General features: G+C 68.4%; 14 protein-coding genes. 8 read left to right on the top strand and 6 right to left on the bottom strand.

The features are described from left to right. Nucleotides 1-61 precede the first annotated feature (61 nt). The 4 genes from ACWGIC_RS41750 to ACWGIC_RS41765 form a co-directional block, all read right to left on the bottom strand. Nucleotides 62-727 (bottom strand): O-methyltransferase, encoded by a 666-nt coding sequence (locus ACWGIC_RS41750; RefSeq protein ID WP_452081486.1) that lies wholly within the window; start codon nt 725-727, stop codon nt 62-64. A 54-nt stretch (nt 728-781) separates the two neighbouring features. Further along, nucleotides 782-1567, bottom strand: a complete 786-nt coding sequence (locus ACWGIC_RS41755) for an FkbM family methyltransferase (RefSeq protein ID WP_452081487.1) — start codon at nt 1565-1567, stop codon at nt 782-784. Nucleotides 1568-1744: 177 nt separating this feature from the next. Next, nucleotides 1745-4816, bottom strand: coding sequence for a BTAD domain-containing putative transcriptional regulator (locus tag ACWGIC_RS41760; RefSeq protein WP_452081488.1), 3072 nt, complete (start codon nt 4814-4816; stop codon nt 1745-1747). A gap of 215 nt (nt 4817-5031) precedes the next feature. Next, entirely contained in the window at nt 5032-5790 is a 759-nt protein-coding gene (locus ACWGIC_RS41765) for a thioesterase II family protein (protein WP_452081489.1), read from the bottom strand. Between the two features lie 406 nt (nt 5791-6196). Between ACWGIC_RS41765 and ACWGIC_RS41770 the strand changes: the two genes are divergently transcribed. From ACWGIC_RS41770 to ACWGIC_RS41790, 5 genes are all read left to right on the top strand, one after another. Next, the gene (locus ACWGIC_RS41770) at nt 6197-7180 is read left to right on the top strand and encodes a class I SAM-dependent methyltransferase (protein WP_452081490.1); all 984 of its coding nucleotides are present in this window, start codon (nt 6197-6199) and stop codon (nt 7178-7180) included. An 11-nt stretch (nt 7181-7191) separates the two neighbouring features. Next, the gene (locus ACWGIC_RS41775; RefSeq protein ID WP_452081491.1) at nt 7192-7530 is read left to right on the top strand and encodes a non-heme iron oxygenase ferredoxin subunit; all 339 of its coding nucleotides are present in this window, start codon (nt 7192-7194) and stop codon (nt 7528-7530) included. Between the two features lie 11 nt (nt 7531-7541). Then, entirely contained in the window at nt 7542-8138 is a 597-nt protein-coding gene (locus ACWGIC_RS41780) for a 3-phenylpropionate/cinnamic acid dioxygenase subunit beta (protein ID WP_452081492.1), read from the top strand. 61 nt (nt 8139-8199) lie between these two features. After that, nucleotides 8200-9462 carry an aromatic ring-hydroxylating dioxygenase subunit alpha gene (locus ACWGIC_RS41785; protein WP_452081493.1) on the top strand — a complete coding sequence of 421 codons (1263 nt, stop codon included), beginning with the start codon at nt 8200-8202 and terminating at the stop codon, nt 9460-9462. A gap of 19 nt (nt 9463-9481) precedes the next feature. Beyond that, nucleotides 9482-10120, top strand: a complete 639-nt coding sequence (locus ACWGIC_RS41790; RefSeq protein WP_452081494.1) for a class I SAM-dependent methyltransferase — start codon at nt 9482-9484, stop codon at nt 10118-10120. 4 nt (nt 10121-10124) lie between these two features. On the opposite strand, the gene ACWGIC_RS41795 is transcribed toward ACWGIC_RS41790, so the two are convergent. Next, a complete protein-coding gene (locus tag ACWGIC_RS41795) occupies nt 10125-11294 on the bottom strand; it encodes a glycosyltransferase (RefSeq protein ID WP_452081495.1) in 1170 nt (389 codons plus the stop codon). 513 nt (nt 11295-11807) lie between these two features. Here ACWGIC_RS41795 and ACWGIC_RS41800 point away from each other — a divergent pair. Genes ACWGIC_RS41800 through ACWGIC_RS41810 form a run of 3 tightly spaced genes read left to right on the top strand, consistent with a single transcriptional unit; the run spans nt 11808 to nt 15468 of the window. Beyond that, complete coding sequence (locus ACWGIC_RS41800; RefSeq protein ID WP_452081496.1) at nt 11808-13226, top strand: NDP-hexose 2,3-dehydratase family protein; 1419 nt, start codon at nt 11808-11810, stop codon at nt 13224-13226. Beyond that, complete coding sequence (locus ACWGIC_RS41805) at nt 13223-14197, top strand: Gfo/Idh/MocA family protein (protein ID WP_452081497.1); 975 nt, start codon at nt 13223-13225, stop codon at nt 14195-14197. Before ACWGIC_RS41800 ends, ACWGIC_RS41805 begins: the two co-directional genes overlap by 4 nt. 53 nt (nt 14198-14250) lie before the next feature. Then, entirely contained in the window at nt 14251-15468 is a 1218-nt protein-coding gene (locus ACWGIC_RS41810) for a class I SAM-dependent methyltransferase (RefSeq protein WP_452081498.1), read from the top strand. Nucleotides 15469-15502: 34 nt separating this feature from the next. On the opposite strand, the gene ACWGIC_RS41815 is transcribed toward ACWGIC_RS41810, so the two are convergent. Then, nucleotides 15503-15735: hypothetical protein (locus ACWGIC_RS41815; RefSeq protein ID WP_452081499.1), on the bottom strand; the 233-nt coding region annotated here is incomplete at its 5' end.

Below are 15735 nucleotides of genomic sequence, written 5' to 3' on the forward strand. Positions count from 1 at the left end.
GGACCCCTGAGGGAATCAGATTCCCTCAGGGGTCCCCTCACGGCACCTTGGGCGGGGGACGTCAGGGGGTTTTGCGGCGGGCCAGGGTTACGCCGTCGGAGAGTGGCAGTACGCAGATGTCTACTCGGGGGTCTTTGCGGATCAGGCGGTTCACCTCGCGAATGCCGCGGGTGTCCGGGTCGTCGGCGGACGGGTCGATTACTCGGCCTAGGAAGAGTGTGTTGTCCAGGACGATCAGGCCGCCTGGGCGGGTTAGGTCTACGGATTTTTCGTAGTATTTCGGGTAGCTGGCCTTGTCGGCGTCGATGAAGACTAGGTCGAAGCTTGCTGTCGCTTCGCTTGCCAGTTCGTCCAGGGTCGTTCCTGCGTCGCCGATTCTTGGTTCGATGCGGTCGGCGACTCCGGCTCGTTCCCAGTAGGGTTTCGCGAATTTGACCCATTTCGGGTTGAGGTCGCAGGTGATGAGTTGCCCGTCCGCGGGGAGGGCGCGGGCCATGGAGAGGGTGCTGTAGCCGGTGAAGGTGCCGATTTCCAGGATTCGGGTGGCACCGGTCAGGCGCACCAGAAGGGCCAGGAAGCGTGCTTCTTCCGGGAGTACCTGCATCGCGGTGCCGCCGGGCAGTTCGGCGGTTTCGGTGCGCAGTTCGGCTAGCACCTGGTCCTCGGAACCGGAGATCTCCCGGACATAGTCGAGCAGTTCTTCGGTAGCCGTGATTTGGGTGGCCATGAAGTCAACCTATCGCGTTGCCGGGGGCGGAAAGACTAGCTGGCAAGGGAGGGCTTAAGGGCGGTGCGCCCGGACAATGTGGACGCTCGATCCTTTGTAGAGGTCCTGCTGCAGCTGCTCGGTCCGGTAGCCCTTCGCGGTCAGCAGGCTCAGTACCTGGTTCAGCCTGCCGTCCAGGTCGTGCACCTCTACCGAGACGGTGCGGATCTTCGGCCAGTTTTCCTCGCCGATGCCTTGCAGCACAGCCAGTTCGGCCCGTTCGACGTCGATCTTGAGCAGGTCCACGGTGTCCAAGTCGTGGTCGGAGAACAGCTGCGCGACGGTGGTGACCGGGACCGGGTAGCGTTCCGCGTCGCGGCGAAGGTCCGAGCAATATGCCTGCGATTGCGACGGATCGGCGCCGACGTTGGCGAAGACGGCCGAGATGTTGCGCTGGTCGTCCTCTTCGTCGACCTCGATCGTCGCGATGGTCTCGTTGCCCGGATAGTAAGTCAGCTCAACGGTTCCGGACCGGTCGGCGACTGCCGTCTGGAGTGCGATGCCGCCGGGGAGGTGTGCGGCGAAGTTGCGGGAGAGGCAGTCGAAGGTGGCGCGGGCCGGTTCGCAGGCGATGACCTTGGCGTTCGCCAGGCCGCCCGCGGTGTGCAGCGAGAAGAGGCCGAAATGCGCGCCGACGTCGATGATGGTGGCGTTGTCGGGCAGTTTTTCCTGTTCGCGCAGGTAGATGCTCGTGGACATCTCGTGCCAGATGAGTTCCGCGTTGCGCTGGTTGGTGCAGAAGATCACCCGGCCGTCAGGAAGGGTGAATTCGGCGGGGGAAAGACTTTGTCCGGTTGTCACGATGCTCAGTGCACCTTTCGAAACGCGCGCTTTCCGGCGCGGGCCAAGGGGATCGCGGCACTGCCGCACTGCGCGGTCGACGTCGGAATGCGAATCGGCGCGGCAAGGCCTGTCTTCGACTGTAGCCGAAGGCGGGGACTTGCGACCGCGTCTCGCGGGCTTGTGCCCGCACGGAGATCAGGAGAAGGTCTGCGGCACGGTGCCGCGCGAATGCTGGAGGAGAATTCCCCTGGCGAGACCTTCGTGATAGCGGTAGCCGCTGTCCCGTGCCCCGGAGAGGGCGAAACTCGCGTGGCTGAACGCGGTCTTCGGCCGAGCGGCTTCACCATGCGCCCTGGCGAGCCCCAGAAGGGCTTCCAGCATGCCGTAGCGGTGCACGGTGCCCTCCGTCGAGTGCTCCAGCGCGTTTTCGTACGCCTGCACGGCTTCGTTGACTTCGCCCCTCCCGAGGCGGACCGTTCCGACGACGTTCCAAGCGTTGGCCGTGGTCCGAGGATTGCCCAGTTTCGCCGCGGAAGCCAGGGCGCGTTCGCCGATGGTGGCGGCCTTGGCGGGATCGCCCGCCGCCAGCAGGGCGATCGCCAGCTGGCCGAGGCTTTCCACGTGGTGATGCCGGGTGCCCGACGCCTCCGCGCGGTCGACCGCTTCGAGAAGGTATTCCGCCGCGGGGCCGGGATGCCCCAGCGCGAGGTGGGAATGGCCGAGCAGCAACAGAGACTCGACCAGTTCGATGGTCGCCCCGATCTGTTCGGCCAGTTTCCGCGCAGAGCCCAGCAGCGGCTGGACGCTGGCGAACTCGCCCTGCAGCAGTCGCACGTAACCCAGTCCCAGCAACGCTTTCAGCCGCACGATCGGCGGCACCCGACCGCTCTTGGCCAGTTCGGCGACCTGGCGGAACCGGTCTCGCGCGGCGTCGAGCTGGTCGAGGTCGAGCCGGATGCCGCCGTCGAGCACGAGCACCATCGGCCGTCCTGGCGTGGCCGCGTTGGCCTCGTCCAGCGCCTCGGCCAGGTACCGCTCCGCCTTCGCCAGGTCGCCGGCCAGCTGGCATTCGCGGATCAGCGGGATCAGCATGGCGGTCTCGGCGGACGCGTCGCCCGCCTCGCGCGCGGCACGCAGGCCGGTCGTCGCCGCGGCGCGCAGGTCGACTTGGTGCCCGTTGACGCTGAGGTAGGAATCCAGGATCTCGGTGAGCTGCCAGGAAACCTCGCGCGGGCCGTGTTCGGCGCAGTGCTCCACCAACGCCATCAGGCTGGCGCGCTCGGCGTCGAGCCAGCGCAGCGCCTCCGCGCGGCTGAGGTCGGCCGGCGCGGAGGGCTGCGGCCGGGTGTAGCGGGGGAGTTCGCCGTACAGCGTCCGGACCGCCTGGTCGGCGGTGCGCAGATGCCAGTCGCGCAGCCGCGCTCTCGCGCGTTCCAGGTACTCGGGGTCGTCGTCGGACTCCCCGCGCCGGGCCGCGTACTCCCGCAGCAGGTCGTGCAGGTGGTAGCGGTCGCCGGGCAGCCGGTGCAGGAGACTCGCCTCGGCCAGCTGTTCCAGCGTGCGCACGGCGTCGGCTCGCGGAAGATCGGCGAGCACGGCGGCGGCGTCGGCGGGGAAATCGGTGCCCGGGGCGAGCGCGAGCAGCCGGAACATCGTCTGGACCTCGGGTTTCAGCCCCGCGTAGGACAGGTCGAACGCCTGGTGGACCGCGATGTCCTCCTCGGTCTCCACGGTCAGCGCGTGTGCCCAGGACCCTTCCTCGAACGACCGGTTGTAGGCGTTGATGTCGGGACTCGGCCTGCCCGCGAGATTGCCGCCGGCGATCCGCAGCGCCAGCGGCAGATGCCCGCACAGGTCGGCCAGCCGCGCGACCGCCTCGGACTGCTCCGCCACGACCTGCTCGCCGAGCAGCGTGCCGAGCAGGGACACCGAAGCCTGCCGTTCGAACAGGTCGAGCCGGACCAGATGGGCTCCGTTCAACGCGACGAGGCTGCGGAGTTCGCTCCGGCTGGTGACCAGCACGGCGCAGCCCGGAGCCCCCGGGATCAACGGACGGATCTGCGCGGCGGAGGCGGCGTTGTCCAGCATGACCAGCACCCGTTTGCCCGCCAGCAGCGCGCGGTAGGCGGTGACCTGCTCTTCCTCCTCCACCGGGGTGCGTTCGGCGGGGAGGCCGAGCGCCCGCATCAACCGGGCGAGCACCGACGGCGTCGAGAGCGCCGGTTTGGCCGAGTAACCGCGCAGGTCGACGTAGAGCTGGCCGTCCGGGAAGCGGGAGCGCAGCTGGTGCGCCAGCCGCACCGCCAGGGCCGTCTTGCCGACCCCCGGCGGGCCGGACACGGTCACGACCGGCACCGCCCCCTCCTCGGAGGTCTCCAGCAGGCGGCCGATCCGTTCGATTTCGGCCGCGCGCCCGACGAACGGCTCCAGCGCGGGCGGCAACTGGGACACGCCGGGCGCGGGGGCGGGGACCGGTCGCCGGGACGCCCGCACGGCTTCCACCGCGGGCGCTTTGAGGTCGAGATCGTCGTTCAGGATGGCGTGGAAGAGGCTTTGCAGTTCCGGGCCTGGCTCCGTCCCCAGGTTCCGGGCGAGCGCGTCGACGATCGTCCGGTACGCGCTGAGCGCCTCGGCCTGCCTGCCCACCGCGTGCAAGGCGAGCATGAGCTGATGCCAGAACTGTTCGCGCAACGGGTACTCCGCGGTCAGCCTGCGCAGGTGGCTCACCACCTCCTGATGCTCGCCGAGGCGGAGCTTCGCTTCGATCCGCTCGCATTCGGCCCGGAGCCGGGCCTCCACCAGCTGCGGCGTCTCGGACCGGCGCAGCGAATCCGACGGCACGTTCAGCAGCGGCTCGTCCCGCCACAGCGCCAGCGCCTCGTCCCAGAGCCGGACGGCGGAGGCGAGATCGCCGTCCGCCGCCTGCCTGCCCGCGCGGACGGTGAGGTCGCGGAAGCGGTACAGGTCGAGCGCGTCGTCCGGAACCTCGAGGAGATAGCCGGTCGGCGTGGTCCGGATGATCTCCGAACGCCCGAGCAGCCGCCGCAACCGCATGATGTACACGCGCAACGCGGTGGTCGGCTGCGCGGGAACGCTGGCTCCCCACACGATTTCGGTGAGTTCGCCGAGCGTCACGACCTTGTTCGCGCGCAGCAGCAAAGCCGCGAGAACAACCCGCTGTGTCGGCGCGTTGACCGGCACGGGCGTACCGTGCGCGCGCAGTTCCAGCGGCCCCAGTACGCCGAACTCGTAGGGTGGATGACTCACCGGTTCCTCCAGCAGTCCGACAAGAGCCAACTCTACCCGGCCGCGCACAGGAGATGCCCGAATTGTGAGACTAGTCCGGTGATGGGGTAGCAGGGGACCGCCGAAGGCCGGACGGAGCGGGCTTCCCCAACCCGGTCCGTCCCACTACGATTCGGACGTCCGGCCGCGAGCGGCTGTGCGACCGCCGGATTCCCGCGGTTGCACAGGGGATCCGGTCACCGGGGACCGCCCGCGGTCCGCGTCCGGATCAGCGCGTTGATCTCCTGCTGGTGGTGGGCAAGGAAAAAATGCCCGCCCCGGAACACTTTCAAGTCGAACCCGCCGGTCGTGTGCTTCTCCCAGGCCTGCGCCTCGGCCAGCGTCGTTTTCGGATCGGCGTCTCCGGTCAGCGCGTCGATCGGGCAGCGCACCGCCGAATCCGGACCCGGCCGGTACGTCTCGATCGCCCGGTAGTCGCCGCGGATGGCGGGCAGGCTCATCCGCAGGATCTCCTCGTCGCCGAGCAGCCGGGCGTCGGTCCCGCTCATCAGCTTCAATTCCTCGAGGATGCCTTCGTCATCGCGCAGGTGCACGGCTTCGTCGCGGGTGGTCGACGGCGCGCGCCTGCCGGAGGCGAACAGCCGCACCGGGCTGAACGCCGGATCGCGTTCCAGCCGCAGCGCCGTCTCGAACGCGAGCACAGCGCCCATGCTGTGCCCGAAGAAGGCCACCGGCCGGTCCAGCCACGGCTGAAGGACGCTCGCCACCTCGTCGGCCAGCTTGCCGAGGTCGTCGATCAACGGCTCGTGGCGGCGGTCCTGCCTGCCGGGGTACTGGAGGTTCAGCACGTCCATCTCGCCCGACAACGCCTTCGACACCGGGAAGTAGAAGCTGGCCGACCCGCCCGCGTGCGGAAAGCAGACCAGCCGCACCGGCGCGTCCGGGGCCGGGTGGAAACGCCGCACCCAGGTGTTGCTCTCGGTGATTTCCGACATGAGTGACGGATCCTTTCTGCCGCGGAGCCTCTCGCCGAGCCTTGCCGCCACGGTATCCAGAACCGCGGGCCCGACCAATCGGTTTCGGCCCCAGGAGAAGGGTGACGGCCGCAGTCGATCAGCCCGCCGCCCTCGCGGAAATGCGGCAAAATGCGGCCGGAAAGCCTTCTGGGGCAAGGGAAATGCCCTTCCTCAGTCGCACACCGGGTGCACCGGCGAGCGACCCCTACTCAACTCCCCGCGGTTCGAGTACGTTGATCCACAACGGGCCCCGGGAAATCCGGGCCGCTCCGCGCCCCCTCGGGGAAAGCGCGCACCTCGCCGTCTTTTCGCATGCCGGCGGAGCACCTGCGGTACCGGAACCGGCCGGCGTCGCGACGCAGAATCGGACAAGGGGGAACTGGCGGTGGCCCAGACCAAGCGAACCGAGCCTGGTGCGCAGAACCTGAACGAACTGTCGAAGCCGACCGAACGGCTGCACGTGGCCGGAGCCGGCGACGACTACAACGAGCAGGAGGCGGCGCAGACCAAGGCCGCGATCTCCTCGGTGTACGACATGATCGCCGCCACCTGGAATCTGGGCGATTTGTGGAACTGGGGTTTCTACGACGCGAAACTCGAGCGCCAGGTCGAAGAGATCCTGCCCGGATTCACCAGTTTCGGCACCGACGGTTTCTCCGAGCTGCTGTATTTCCACACCCTGACCCAGGTTCCGCTGGAACTGGCCGATTACCGCGGCAAACGCGTGCTCGAGGTCGGCTGCGGCATCGGGGCCGGGCTCAACTTCCTCTCCCGCGTCACCGGAGCCGAGCAACTGTCCGGAGTGGACATCTCCAAGGCCGCGATCGAACGGGCGAACGGCCGCTACTCGCGCGGCGAACAGCTCACCTACACCGTCGGCGACGCCGAAAACCTTCCGTTCGAGGACGGCACCTTCGACGTGGTCGTGAATGTGGAGAGTTCGCACAGCTATCCGTCGCTGGGCCGGTTTTTCGACGAGGTCGCCCGGGTGCTCAAGCCGGGCGGTTACCTCTCGCTGGTCGACGCTCTCACCGATCACCGGGCGGACACTTTCGCCAAGGCGATGCCCGGCTGCGCGCGCCTGGAATGGCTGGCGGAGAACGACATCTCGCCGCAGGTCAAGGCAGCGGTCCGGAAACGCATGGCCCCGGACAGCTTCGTGCGCAAGACCTTCGCGCAGCAACGGCTGTCCCCGGTGAAGCGCACGATCGCCAAGCACGGCCTGCTGACGGCGCTGGGCGCCCCGTTCACCGGTGACGCCAGCATGTCGCCGGTGGCGAAATGGTCCCGGAAGATGAGCGGCCTCGGCGTTTCGGACAAGGCTCCGGTGCGCAGCTACCGGCATTACCTGGCGACCCGCGTTTCCTGAAGGCGTTCCGGATGACGAAGGGTTCGATGAACACCGCGCCGTTTCCCGTGTGTCCTGACGAAGAGCTTGCGCTGAACGAGCCTCGCGCGGTCGAGACGCCGTGGGGACCGGTCGCGGTGATCCGCACCGGCACCGGCCTCTACGCCGTGACCGACCAGTGCTCGCACGCCGACGTGGAGCTGTCGGACGGGTTCGTGGAGGGCGACACGCTGGAGTGCCCGGCGCATTTCTCCCGGTTCTGCCTGCGCACCGGGGCCGCGCTCACCATGCCCGCGGTCGAACCCGTCGACACCTGGACGGTCGCGGTGCTCGACGGCGTGATCACCGTGGCCCCGCGCCCGACCACCTGAGGAGGTTTCGCATGACCGCATTCACCGGGCCCGTCGTTTCGTCCCAGGCGTACCGGCCCCGGCCGGACGACGCCCCGCCGGTCCGGCCGCCGCGCCGGGTCCCGCACGAGCTGCTGTACGAGATCGAGCAGTTCCTGTATTTCGAAGCGCGGCTGCTGGACGAGGCCCGCTACAACGACTGGTTCGACCTGATCGCGGACGACGTGCACTACTTCATGCCGGTGCGGCGCAACCGGCTGCACCGCGACCTGCTGTCGGAAGCCACCGGCGTCGACGAGTTCAACCACTACGACGAAGACAAGAACATGCTGGCGGTCCGCGTGAAACGCCTGCAACAGCCCACTGCGTGGTCGGACAACCCGCCCGCCCGCACCGTGCGCTCGCTGACCAACATCACCGCCGAACCCACCGACATCGACGGCGAATACCTGGTCCGCAGCGTCTTCCAGGTCTACCGCAACCGGCTCGCCGACGACGCCGTCACGTTCTCCGGGCTGCGGACCGACACGCTGCGCGCCCATCCCGACCTGAATTTCCAGCTCGTCAACCGCGCCATCCATCTCACCGAAAGCGTGGTGCAGGCCAACAACCTCGGCCTGTTCTTCTGACCGCGCTTCTTCTGCCCTGCGAAGCCATCCGACCCTCGAACCGCGACGGGAGCCCGCGAAGATGTACGCCGATTTGATCGACTTCGACACCACCGGCAAAGTCTCGGCGGACATCTTCCATTCCGAGGAAACGTACCGGAGAGAGCTGAGCACGGTGTTCGCCCGCTCCTGGCTCTTCCTGACCCACGAATCGCAATTGCGCGCGCCAGGGGACTTCGTGGCCGCGCTGATGGGCGAGGACCCGGTCATCGTGTCGCGCCAGCGCGACGGCAGCATCCGGGCGGTGCTCAACGTGTGCCGGCATCGCGGGATGCGGGTGTGCCGCCAGGATTCCGGCAACACCAAGCGGTTCACCTGCTCCTTCCACGGCTGGACCTACGACACCGCCGGCGAGCTGGTCAAGGTGCCCCGCGAGAGCGAGGGCTACCACGGCCGGCTGGACAAGAAGGGCTGGTCGCTGACGCCGGTCACGCGCGTCGAGTCCTACCGCGGCATGGTCTTCGGCACCTGGGACCCGGACGCCCCGGCGCTCGTCGACTACCTCGAAACCGCCCGGCCGGCGCTGGATTCGTTCATCGACACGCTCGGCTCGGACCTCGAATTGGTCGGCCCGATGAAATGGCGGATCCGGGGCAACTGGAAACTGCCCGCCGAGGGGCTGGGCACCGACGGCTATCACGCGGAAACCACGCACGCGTCGGCGTTGCAGGCGATCGGCGGCATGGCCGAACCGAGCCGCATCTTCCAGTACTCCAGCGCGGCCGGGCACGCCGCGGCGATGACCGATCTCGGCGTGACGCAACGGATGCACGAGCGAAACGGCGTGGGACCGTCCCCGCACGGCTCGAACGACACGGTCACCGTCGCGCACGCCACGGTGTTCCCCAACTTCTCGTTCATCGGTTATTCCGGGCCGCTGCGGGTGTGGCAGCCGCGCGGGCCGGAGGAAATGGAAGTCTGGGGCTGGGTGGCCGTCCCGGCCGGGCTCGACCCGGAGACCCGGCGGCAGAAGCTCCGCGGCGTGACGGTGTCGTTCTCCTCGTCGGGCGTCTTCGAATGCGACGACAGCGAGAACTGGTCGGAGATCGCGGCGGTGGGCCGGGGATTCGTCGCCCGCAGCACCCCGCTGAACTACCAGATGGGCATGGGCTTCGACGATCCGGCCGGCACCGATCTGCCCGGATTCGACGTGCGCACCGGGCATTTGTTCAACGACATCGGAGCCCGCGGTTTCTACACCCGCTGGGCCCAGCTGATGGACGGCCCGGAACTGACTCTCACGCCTTCCGCGCCGCCGCCTGGCGCTGGGGACGCCCAGAGCTAGATTCGTGCGGGGCGCGGTGATGAAGACCTTGCCAGGGAAAGCGCTGAACTACGAACGATGCTATCGGCGGGGCTTGGCGTACTGGGACGGCTTCGAAACAGACCGGGGGCTGCGGAGCCTCGCCGAAGGAACCCTTCCGCCCGGCCGCGCCCTGGACCTCGGCTGCGGCACCGGGCGTAACTCGGTTTATCTTTCCCGGCTGGGCTGGGACGTCACCGGGGTCGACCTCGTCGCCGAAGCGATCACGCTGGCCCGCCGCCGCGCCCGCACCGCCGGGGTCGCGGCCGAGTTCGTGCACGGCGACGTGACCCGGCTCCGTGAGCTGGGATTCGCCCGGAAATTCGATCTGCTGGTGGATTTCGGCTGCTGGCACGGGATTCCTCTGCCGCGGCGAAGCAGCTACGCCAGCGAGGTCACCGAGGCGGCGGCCTCTGGGGCCACTTTGTGGATCTGGGCGCGGGCGGCCCGGGCCACTCCGGAGGCGTTGACCGAGGAGTTTCCCGGTTGGGACCTCGTGTCTGCCGAGGAGGTGCCGCGGGAGCAGCTTCGTGCTCGGCGAGCTGAGGTTCCCCGGGTGCAGCGGCGTCTGCACGCTTTTCTGACCAGGCCGGAGACGCCTCCGGCCTGGCGGCTCCGGCTGGTCCGGTCCGGACGTTGACGGCTCAAGCCCCAGCGAAGCGCGGCAGCTCAGCCGCGACGTCCTCCGGTGAAGGCATCCGCGCGATTTCGCCCGCCATTTTCTCCGCCGCGGAAAGATAACCGGCGTCGGACAGCAGTTCCTCCGCCTTCGCCCGCACCGCCTCCGCCGTCACCTCATCGGGCAGCAGCCGCAATCCGGCACCAGTGGCGAGCACCGCGTCCCCGCTGCCGAACGGATCGTTGTCCCAGGGAAGGCAGAGCTGCGGAACTCCGGCGGCCAGCGAACCGAGGGTGGTGCCGCTCCCGCCGTGATGCGCTACCAGGTCCAGCTCCGGAAACAGCTTCGCCTGCGGCACCCAGGATTCGAGCCGCACGCGCGGCGGGATCGTCCCGAATTCGCTGACGTCGAGCGAACGACCACTGGACACGAGCACGTCGACATCCAGCTCGGCCAGCCCGTCGACCGCCTCACGCAGCGCCGCCACCGAGCCGCTGCCGGACGTGCCGAGCGTCAGGTACACCAACGGCCTGCCGCGGTCGCGGGTGCGCACCCACTCCGGCAGGTCGCTGTCGTCGGAGAACGGCACCGGTCGCAAGGGGAACCGTCGTCCGGAGTCCAGCAATTCCCGGTCCTGCATCGAATCCGGGTAGATGTCGAGATACGGATTGCCGAAGCCCAGCAGCCGGCCCGCCGGGAGCGCGACCCCGAGTTCCCCGGCGAGCGCGCGGACCTTTTCCTCGATCGCGACGGTGAACTCGTCCGGGCTTTCCCGTCCGATTCCGTGGCACACCGCGGGAATCCCGGCCACCGCGGCGGCGAGCCCGGCGCCGTAGCTGCTCACGTCGTGCACGACCAGTTCCGGCTGGACTCGGGCGATGACCGCGGCGAGCTGCTCAGCGGACCGTCGCGGGATCACCCTGCCGAAAACGAGAGACGACAGTTCGCGAAGCTGGTCCGGGCCGAGGCTTTCGAAGCTTTCTGTGCCGAAGCCGGTTTTCAGGCCCTCCTGGTAGGCCTCGGTCACCGGCACGCCGGATTCCTCGTGCCGGAATCCGAGCGCGGCCAAGGCCGGTTCGAACTGGCCGCTGGTGGTGAAAGCGATTTCGTGCCCGCTGTCGCGCGCGGCGACGGCGAGGGGCAGCAGGGGATAAGTGTGTCCGGGGCTGCCGAGACTGCAGAAGAGAATTCGCACGCGCGGAGGCCTTTCGCCATCGGATCGGGAAAAATCAATTGACTTGATGACGTTTTCGAAAGCACTGTCATGGGGGAAGCGGAACCGCTGCCCGCGGCCGGCGCCATTCGGCGAACGACGCGGGCAGGGGTGAGCGTGCCAAGCAGACGAGCATTGCTCAACTTGTCGCAGGTGTTCGTCTGAGCGCCGTTGACTGCGTTTTCGCCGCCGAATCGCCGTTGTGCGGTGCGGCGGTAGCGCCGGGCACTTGTACGCGGTTATCTTTGCGGCACGGAAATCGGGGGGACGACCGTGGGTGGCGGGCCCTCGACCGGACGCATCCGGCGGACCGCCGCGACTCGCGGGCGAGAAACCCGGCTGCATCCGGAAAGCGCGCCGATTCGGATGCTCCGTCCTGCCGTCGATCACGATTCGCCGCGCGATCATCCGGGCGGCCGTCGTGCCGCACCGGATCGCGTGCGGCCGTGGTGCGTGGTGTACCCATTCATTCGACGGCACGGAAGCGAGGTAGTCATGTCGCAGCCCAGCACGAGAACTCCGAGCCGGTCTTCGCTGCGGCCGAGGGAGGATCACTCGCTGCCGCAGCGGATCGCGCGTTCCCGAGCCGTGACGGACGCGGGCCTGCTGTCGATCGCCGGATTCCATTCCTGGTTCGCCGGACGCGGCCGGGCCAACCGGTTCACTGTGGACCGGGTGCGGCTCGACGAACTCGACGGCTGGTCCTTCGAGGAGTCGACCGGCAACATCGTCCATCGCAGCGGCCGGTTCTTCGCCGTCGAGGGCCTGCACGTCTCGGTCGGCCGGGAACAGCGCCGGGAATGGCACCAGCCGATCATCAAACAGGCCGAGGTCGGCATTCTCGGGATTCTCGTCAAAGAGTTCGACGGGGTCCTGTACTGCCTGATGCAGGCCAAAATGGAGCCGGGGAACCCGAACCTGCTGCAGCTTTCCCCGACCGTGCAGGCGACCTACAGCAACTACACCCGGGTGCACGGCGGTTCGCCGGTGCGCTACCTCGACTACTTCGTCGACCCCAGCCGTTCCCGGGTGCTCGCCGACGTGCTGCAGTCCGAGCACGGCGCGTGGTTCTACCGCAAGAGCAACCGCAACATGATCGTCGAGACCGAAGAGGACGTCCCGCTGGACGAGAATTTCTGCTGGCTCACCTTCGGCCAGATCAGATCCCTTCTCGGCTGCGACAATCTGGTCAACATGGATTCGCGGACCGTGCTGTCGTGCGCCCCGACGGGGCAGCCCCACCGGTCCGGAGCCCTGCATTCCGATTTGGAGCTGCTTTCCTGGTTCACCGCCGAACGGGCGCGGCACGACGTGCGTTCCGAACGCGTCGGATTGGCCGGCCTTCCGGGATGGACGAGCGACGGCGCGGTGATCGAACGTGCCGACGGCCGGTATTTCCGCGTCGTCGGCGTTTCGGTGGAGGCCAGCAACCGGGAGGTGACGCGGTGGGCGCAGCCGCTGATCGAACCGGTGGCGCGCGGGATCGCGGCGTTCGTCGCCCAGCGGATCTACGGCGTCCCGCACGTTTTGGTGCACGCGCGGGTCGAAAGCGGGTTCGTGGACACTGTGGAGCTGGCGCCGACCGTGCAGTGCATTCCGGAGAACTACTCGTCGGCGGACGAGCGGCCGAGGTTCCTCGATCTCATCCTCGACGCGAGCCAGGAGGAGGTGCGCTATTCGGCCGTGCATTCGGAGGAGGGCGGCCGCTTCCTCAACGCGGAGAGCCAGTACATGATCGTGGAAACCAGCCCGGCCGAAGTTCCGCTCAGTCCGCCGCCCGGCTATTTCTGGGCGACCGCGGAGCAGCTCACGTCGCTGGTCCGGCACGGGCACTACCTCAACGTCCAGGCCCGCACCTTGCTCGCCTGCCTGAACGGAATGGACTGGCACGCCACGGATTCGGGCACCCGGTGACCGCCTTGCGGCTGGCCGTGCTCGGGTGCGCGGACATCGCACTGCGCCGGATGCTGCCCGCGGCAGCCGACATGGCAGACCTGCAGGTGACCGTAGTCGCCAGTCGAGACCTGGCGAAGGCCGCGGCCGTCACCTCGGTGTTCGGCGGCGAGCCGGTGCACGGCTACGAGGCGGCGCTGGACCGGGAGGACGTCGACGCCGTCTACGTCCCGCTGCCGGTCGCGCTGCACCCGGAGTACGTGGAACGAGCTTTGCTCGCCGGAAAGCATGTGCTCGCGGAGAAACCGGTGACCGCGGATTACGCCACCACCGCCCGGCTGTTCGGTCTCGCGCGCGAGCGCGGGCTCGCGTTGATGGAAAACATGATGTTCGTCCAGCACCCGTTGCACGAGGCGGTGCGGAAGCTGGTCGACGACGGCGCCATCGGCGAGCTGCGTTCGGTGCACGCGACTTTCGCGGTGCCGCCGCGCGCCGAGGGCGACATCCGGTACCAGGCTGCTCTCGGCGGTGGGGCGTTGCTGGACATCGGCATCTATCCGGTGCGCGCCGCGATGTACTTCCTCGGAGAGCTGAGCGTCGCCGGAACCGTGCTGCGCCACGCTCCGGGGCACGAGGTCGACACCTCGGGCGCGATCCTGCTGCGGACGCCGGACGGGATCCCGGCGCACCTGACCTTCGGCATGGAGAACGCGTACCGCGCGGAATACGAGCTTCGGGGCGACCGCGGCCGGATCGCGGTGCACCGGCCGTTTCAGCCCCCGGCGGACGAAGACCCGGTGATCGAGCTAGCCGGACCGGACGGCTCGCAGCGCCTGCGCCAGCCGCGCGCCGACCAGGTCACCGCCACACTCTCCCGGTTCGTCTCGGCGGCCCGCGCGGGCCGGACCGTCGACGAGACCTCGTGTCTGCGCCAGATCGAGCTGCTCGAGGCGGTCCGTGACCGCCACGTCGCCGCGAGGAGCGCGCCGTGACGCGACCGGGGGAGCACTCTGCACACGGACCTGATCGAGAAGGGCGTCCCGACATGTCTCTTTGCCGGATCTGCGGCGGTACCGTCACTGAGTTCGTGGAATTCGGCAGGCAGCCGATTTCTGACGCGTTCCTCGTGCCAGGCCGGACGGACGGCGAGTACTTCTACCACCTGGCCGCCGGGCTCTGCCAGTCCTGCACGATGGTGCAGCTGCTCTCGGAGGTGCCCCGGGAGATGATGTTCCACGAGGACTACCCGTACCGGACGTCCGAATCGGCCTCGATGGCGAAGCATTTCGAGCTGGTGGCGAAGCGGTTCCTGGAGACCGAGCTGACCGGCCCGGACCCGTTCGTGGTCGAGATCGGCAGCAACGACGGGGTGATGCTGAAGACGATCAGCGAGGCCGGCGTCCGGCATCTGGGCGTGGATCCGTCCGCCGGAGCGGCGCGCGCTGCCGAGCGTGCCGGCGTGCGAGCGCGCGTGGACTTCTTCGAGAAGACCTCGGCCGCGGCGATCCGGCAGTCCGACGGACCGGCCAGGGTCATCTTCTCCGCCAACACGTTCAGCCACATCCCCTACATCGGTTCGGTTCTCGAAGGTGTCGGCGAACTGCTCGCCGACGACGGCGTGTTCGTCTTCGAGGAGCGCTACCTGGCGGACATCGTGGCCAGCAAGGCCTTCGACCAGATCTACGACGAGCACTACTACCTGTTCTGCGTGCGGTCGGTGCGGAATCTGGTGGAGCGCTACGGTTTCGAACTGGTCGACGTCGAGCATCTGGCGGTGCACGGCGGCGCGGCCCGCTACACCGTGGCCCGTCCCGGCGCTCGCAAGCCGAGCCCGGCGGTCGCGGAATTCCTCGACAGCGAAGCCACTCTGGGGCTCGCTGACCTGGCGACGTTCACTCAGTTCGCGGCCAACGTCAAGGTCATCCGCGACGACCTCATGACATTGCTGCGCGACCTTCGCGCCCAGGGCAAAACAATCGTCGGATACGGCGCGACCGCCAAAAGCGCGACCGCGATCAACTACTGCGGAATCACGACGGAACTGGTTCCCTACGTCTGCGATTCCACGCCGGACAAACAAGGGAAACTGATGCCGGGTTCGCACATTCCGGTCCGGCCGCCGTCCGCGTTCTCCTCGCCCTATCCGGATTACGCGCTGTTGTTCGCGTGGAATCACGCCGAGGAGGTCATGGCGAAGGAGAAGGAATTCCAGGACGCCGGCGGAAAGTGGATTCTCTACGTGCCGGATGTGCACGTAGTCTGAATTGCCGCCCGCGCAGCCCGTCCGGTGAAGGAATTCACCGGACGGGCTGCGCGGGTTTCCGCTCTTGCCGCGCGTCGAGCCAGAGCGCCTCGATCGCGTCGCGCAGGGTTCGGCGAGGGGTCCAGCCGAGCAGTTCGCGCGCCGGCCCGGTGTGGACCCGGGTCGTCAACACCGCCGCCGCGGGAAGATCGGGGGGGGGCCGCGCCGACAGCGTCGCGGGGACTCCGCGCACCGCGGGCCGCAAGGCGACCACCGCGCGCCCCCGCA

It is taken from the genome of Amycolatopsis sp. NPDC054798 (assembly GCF_053611505.1).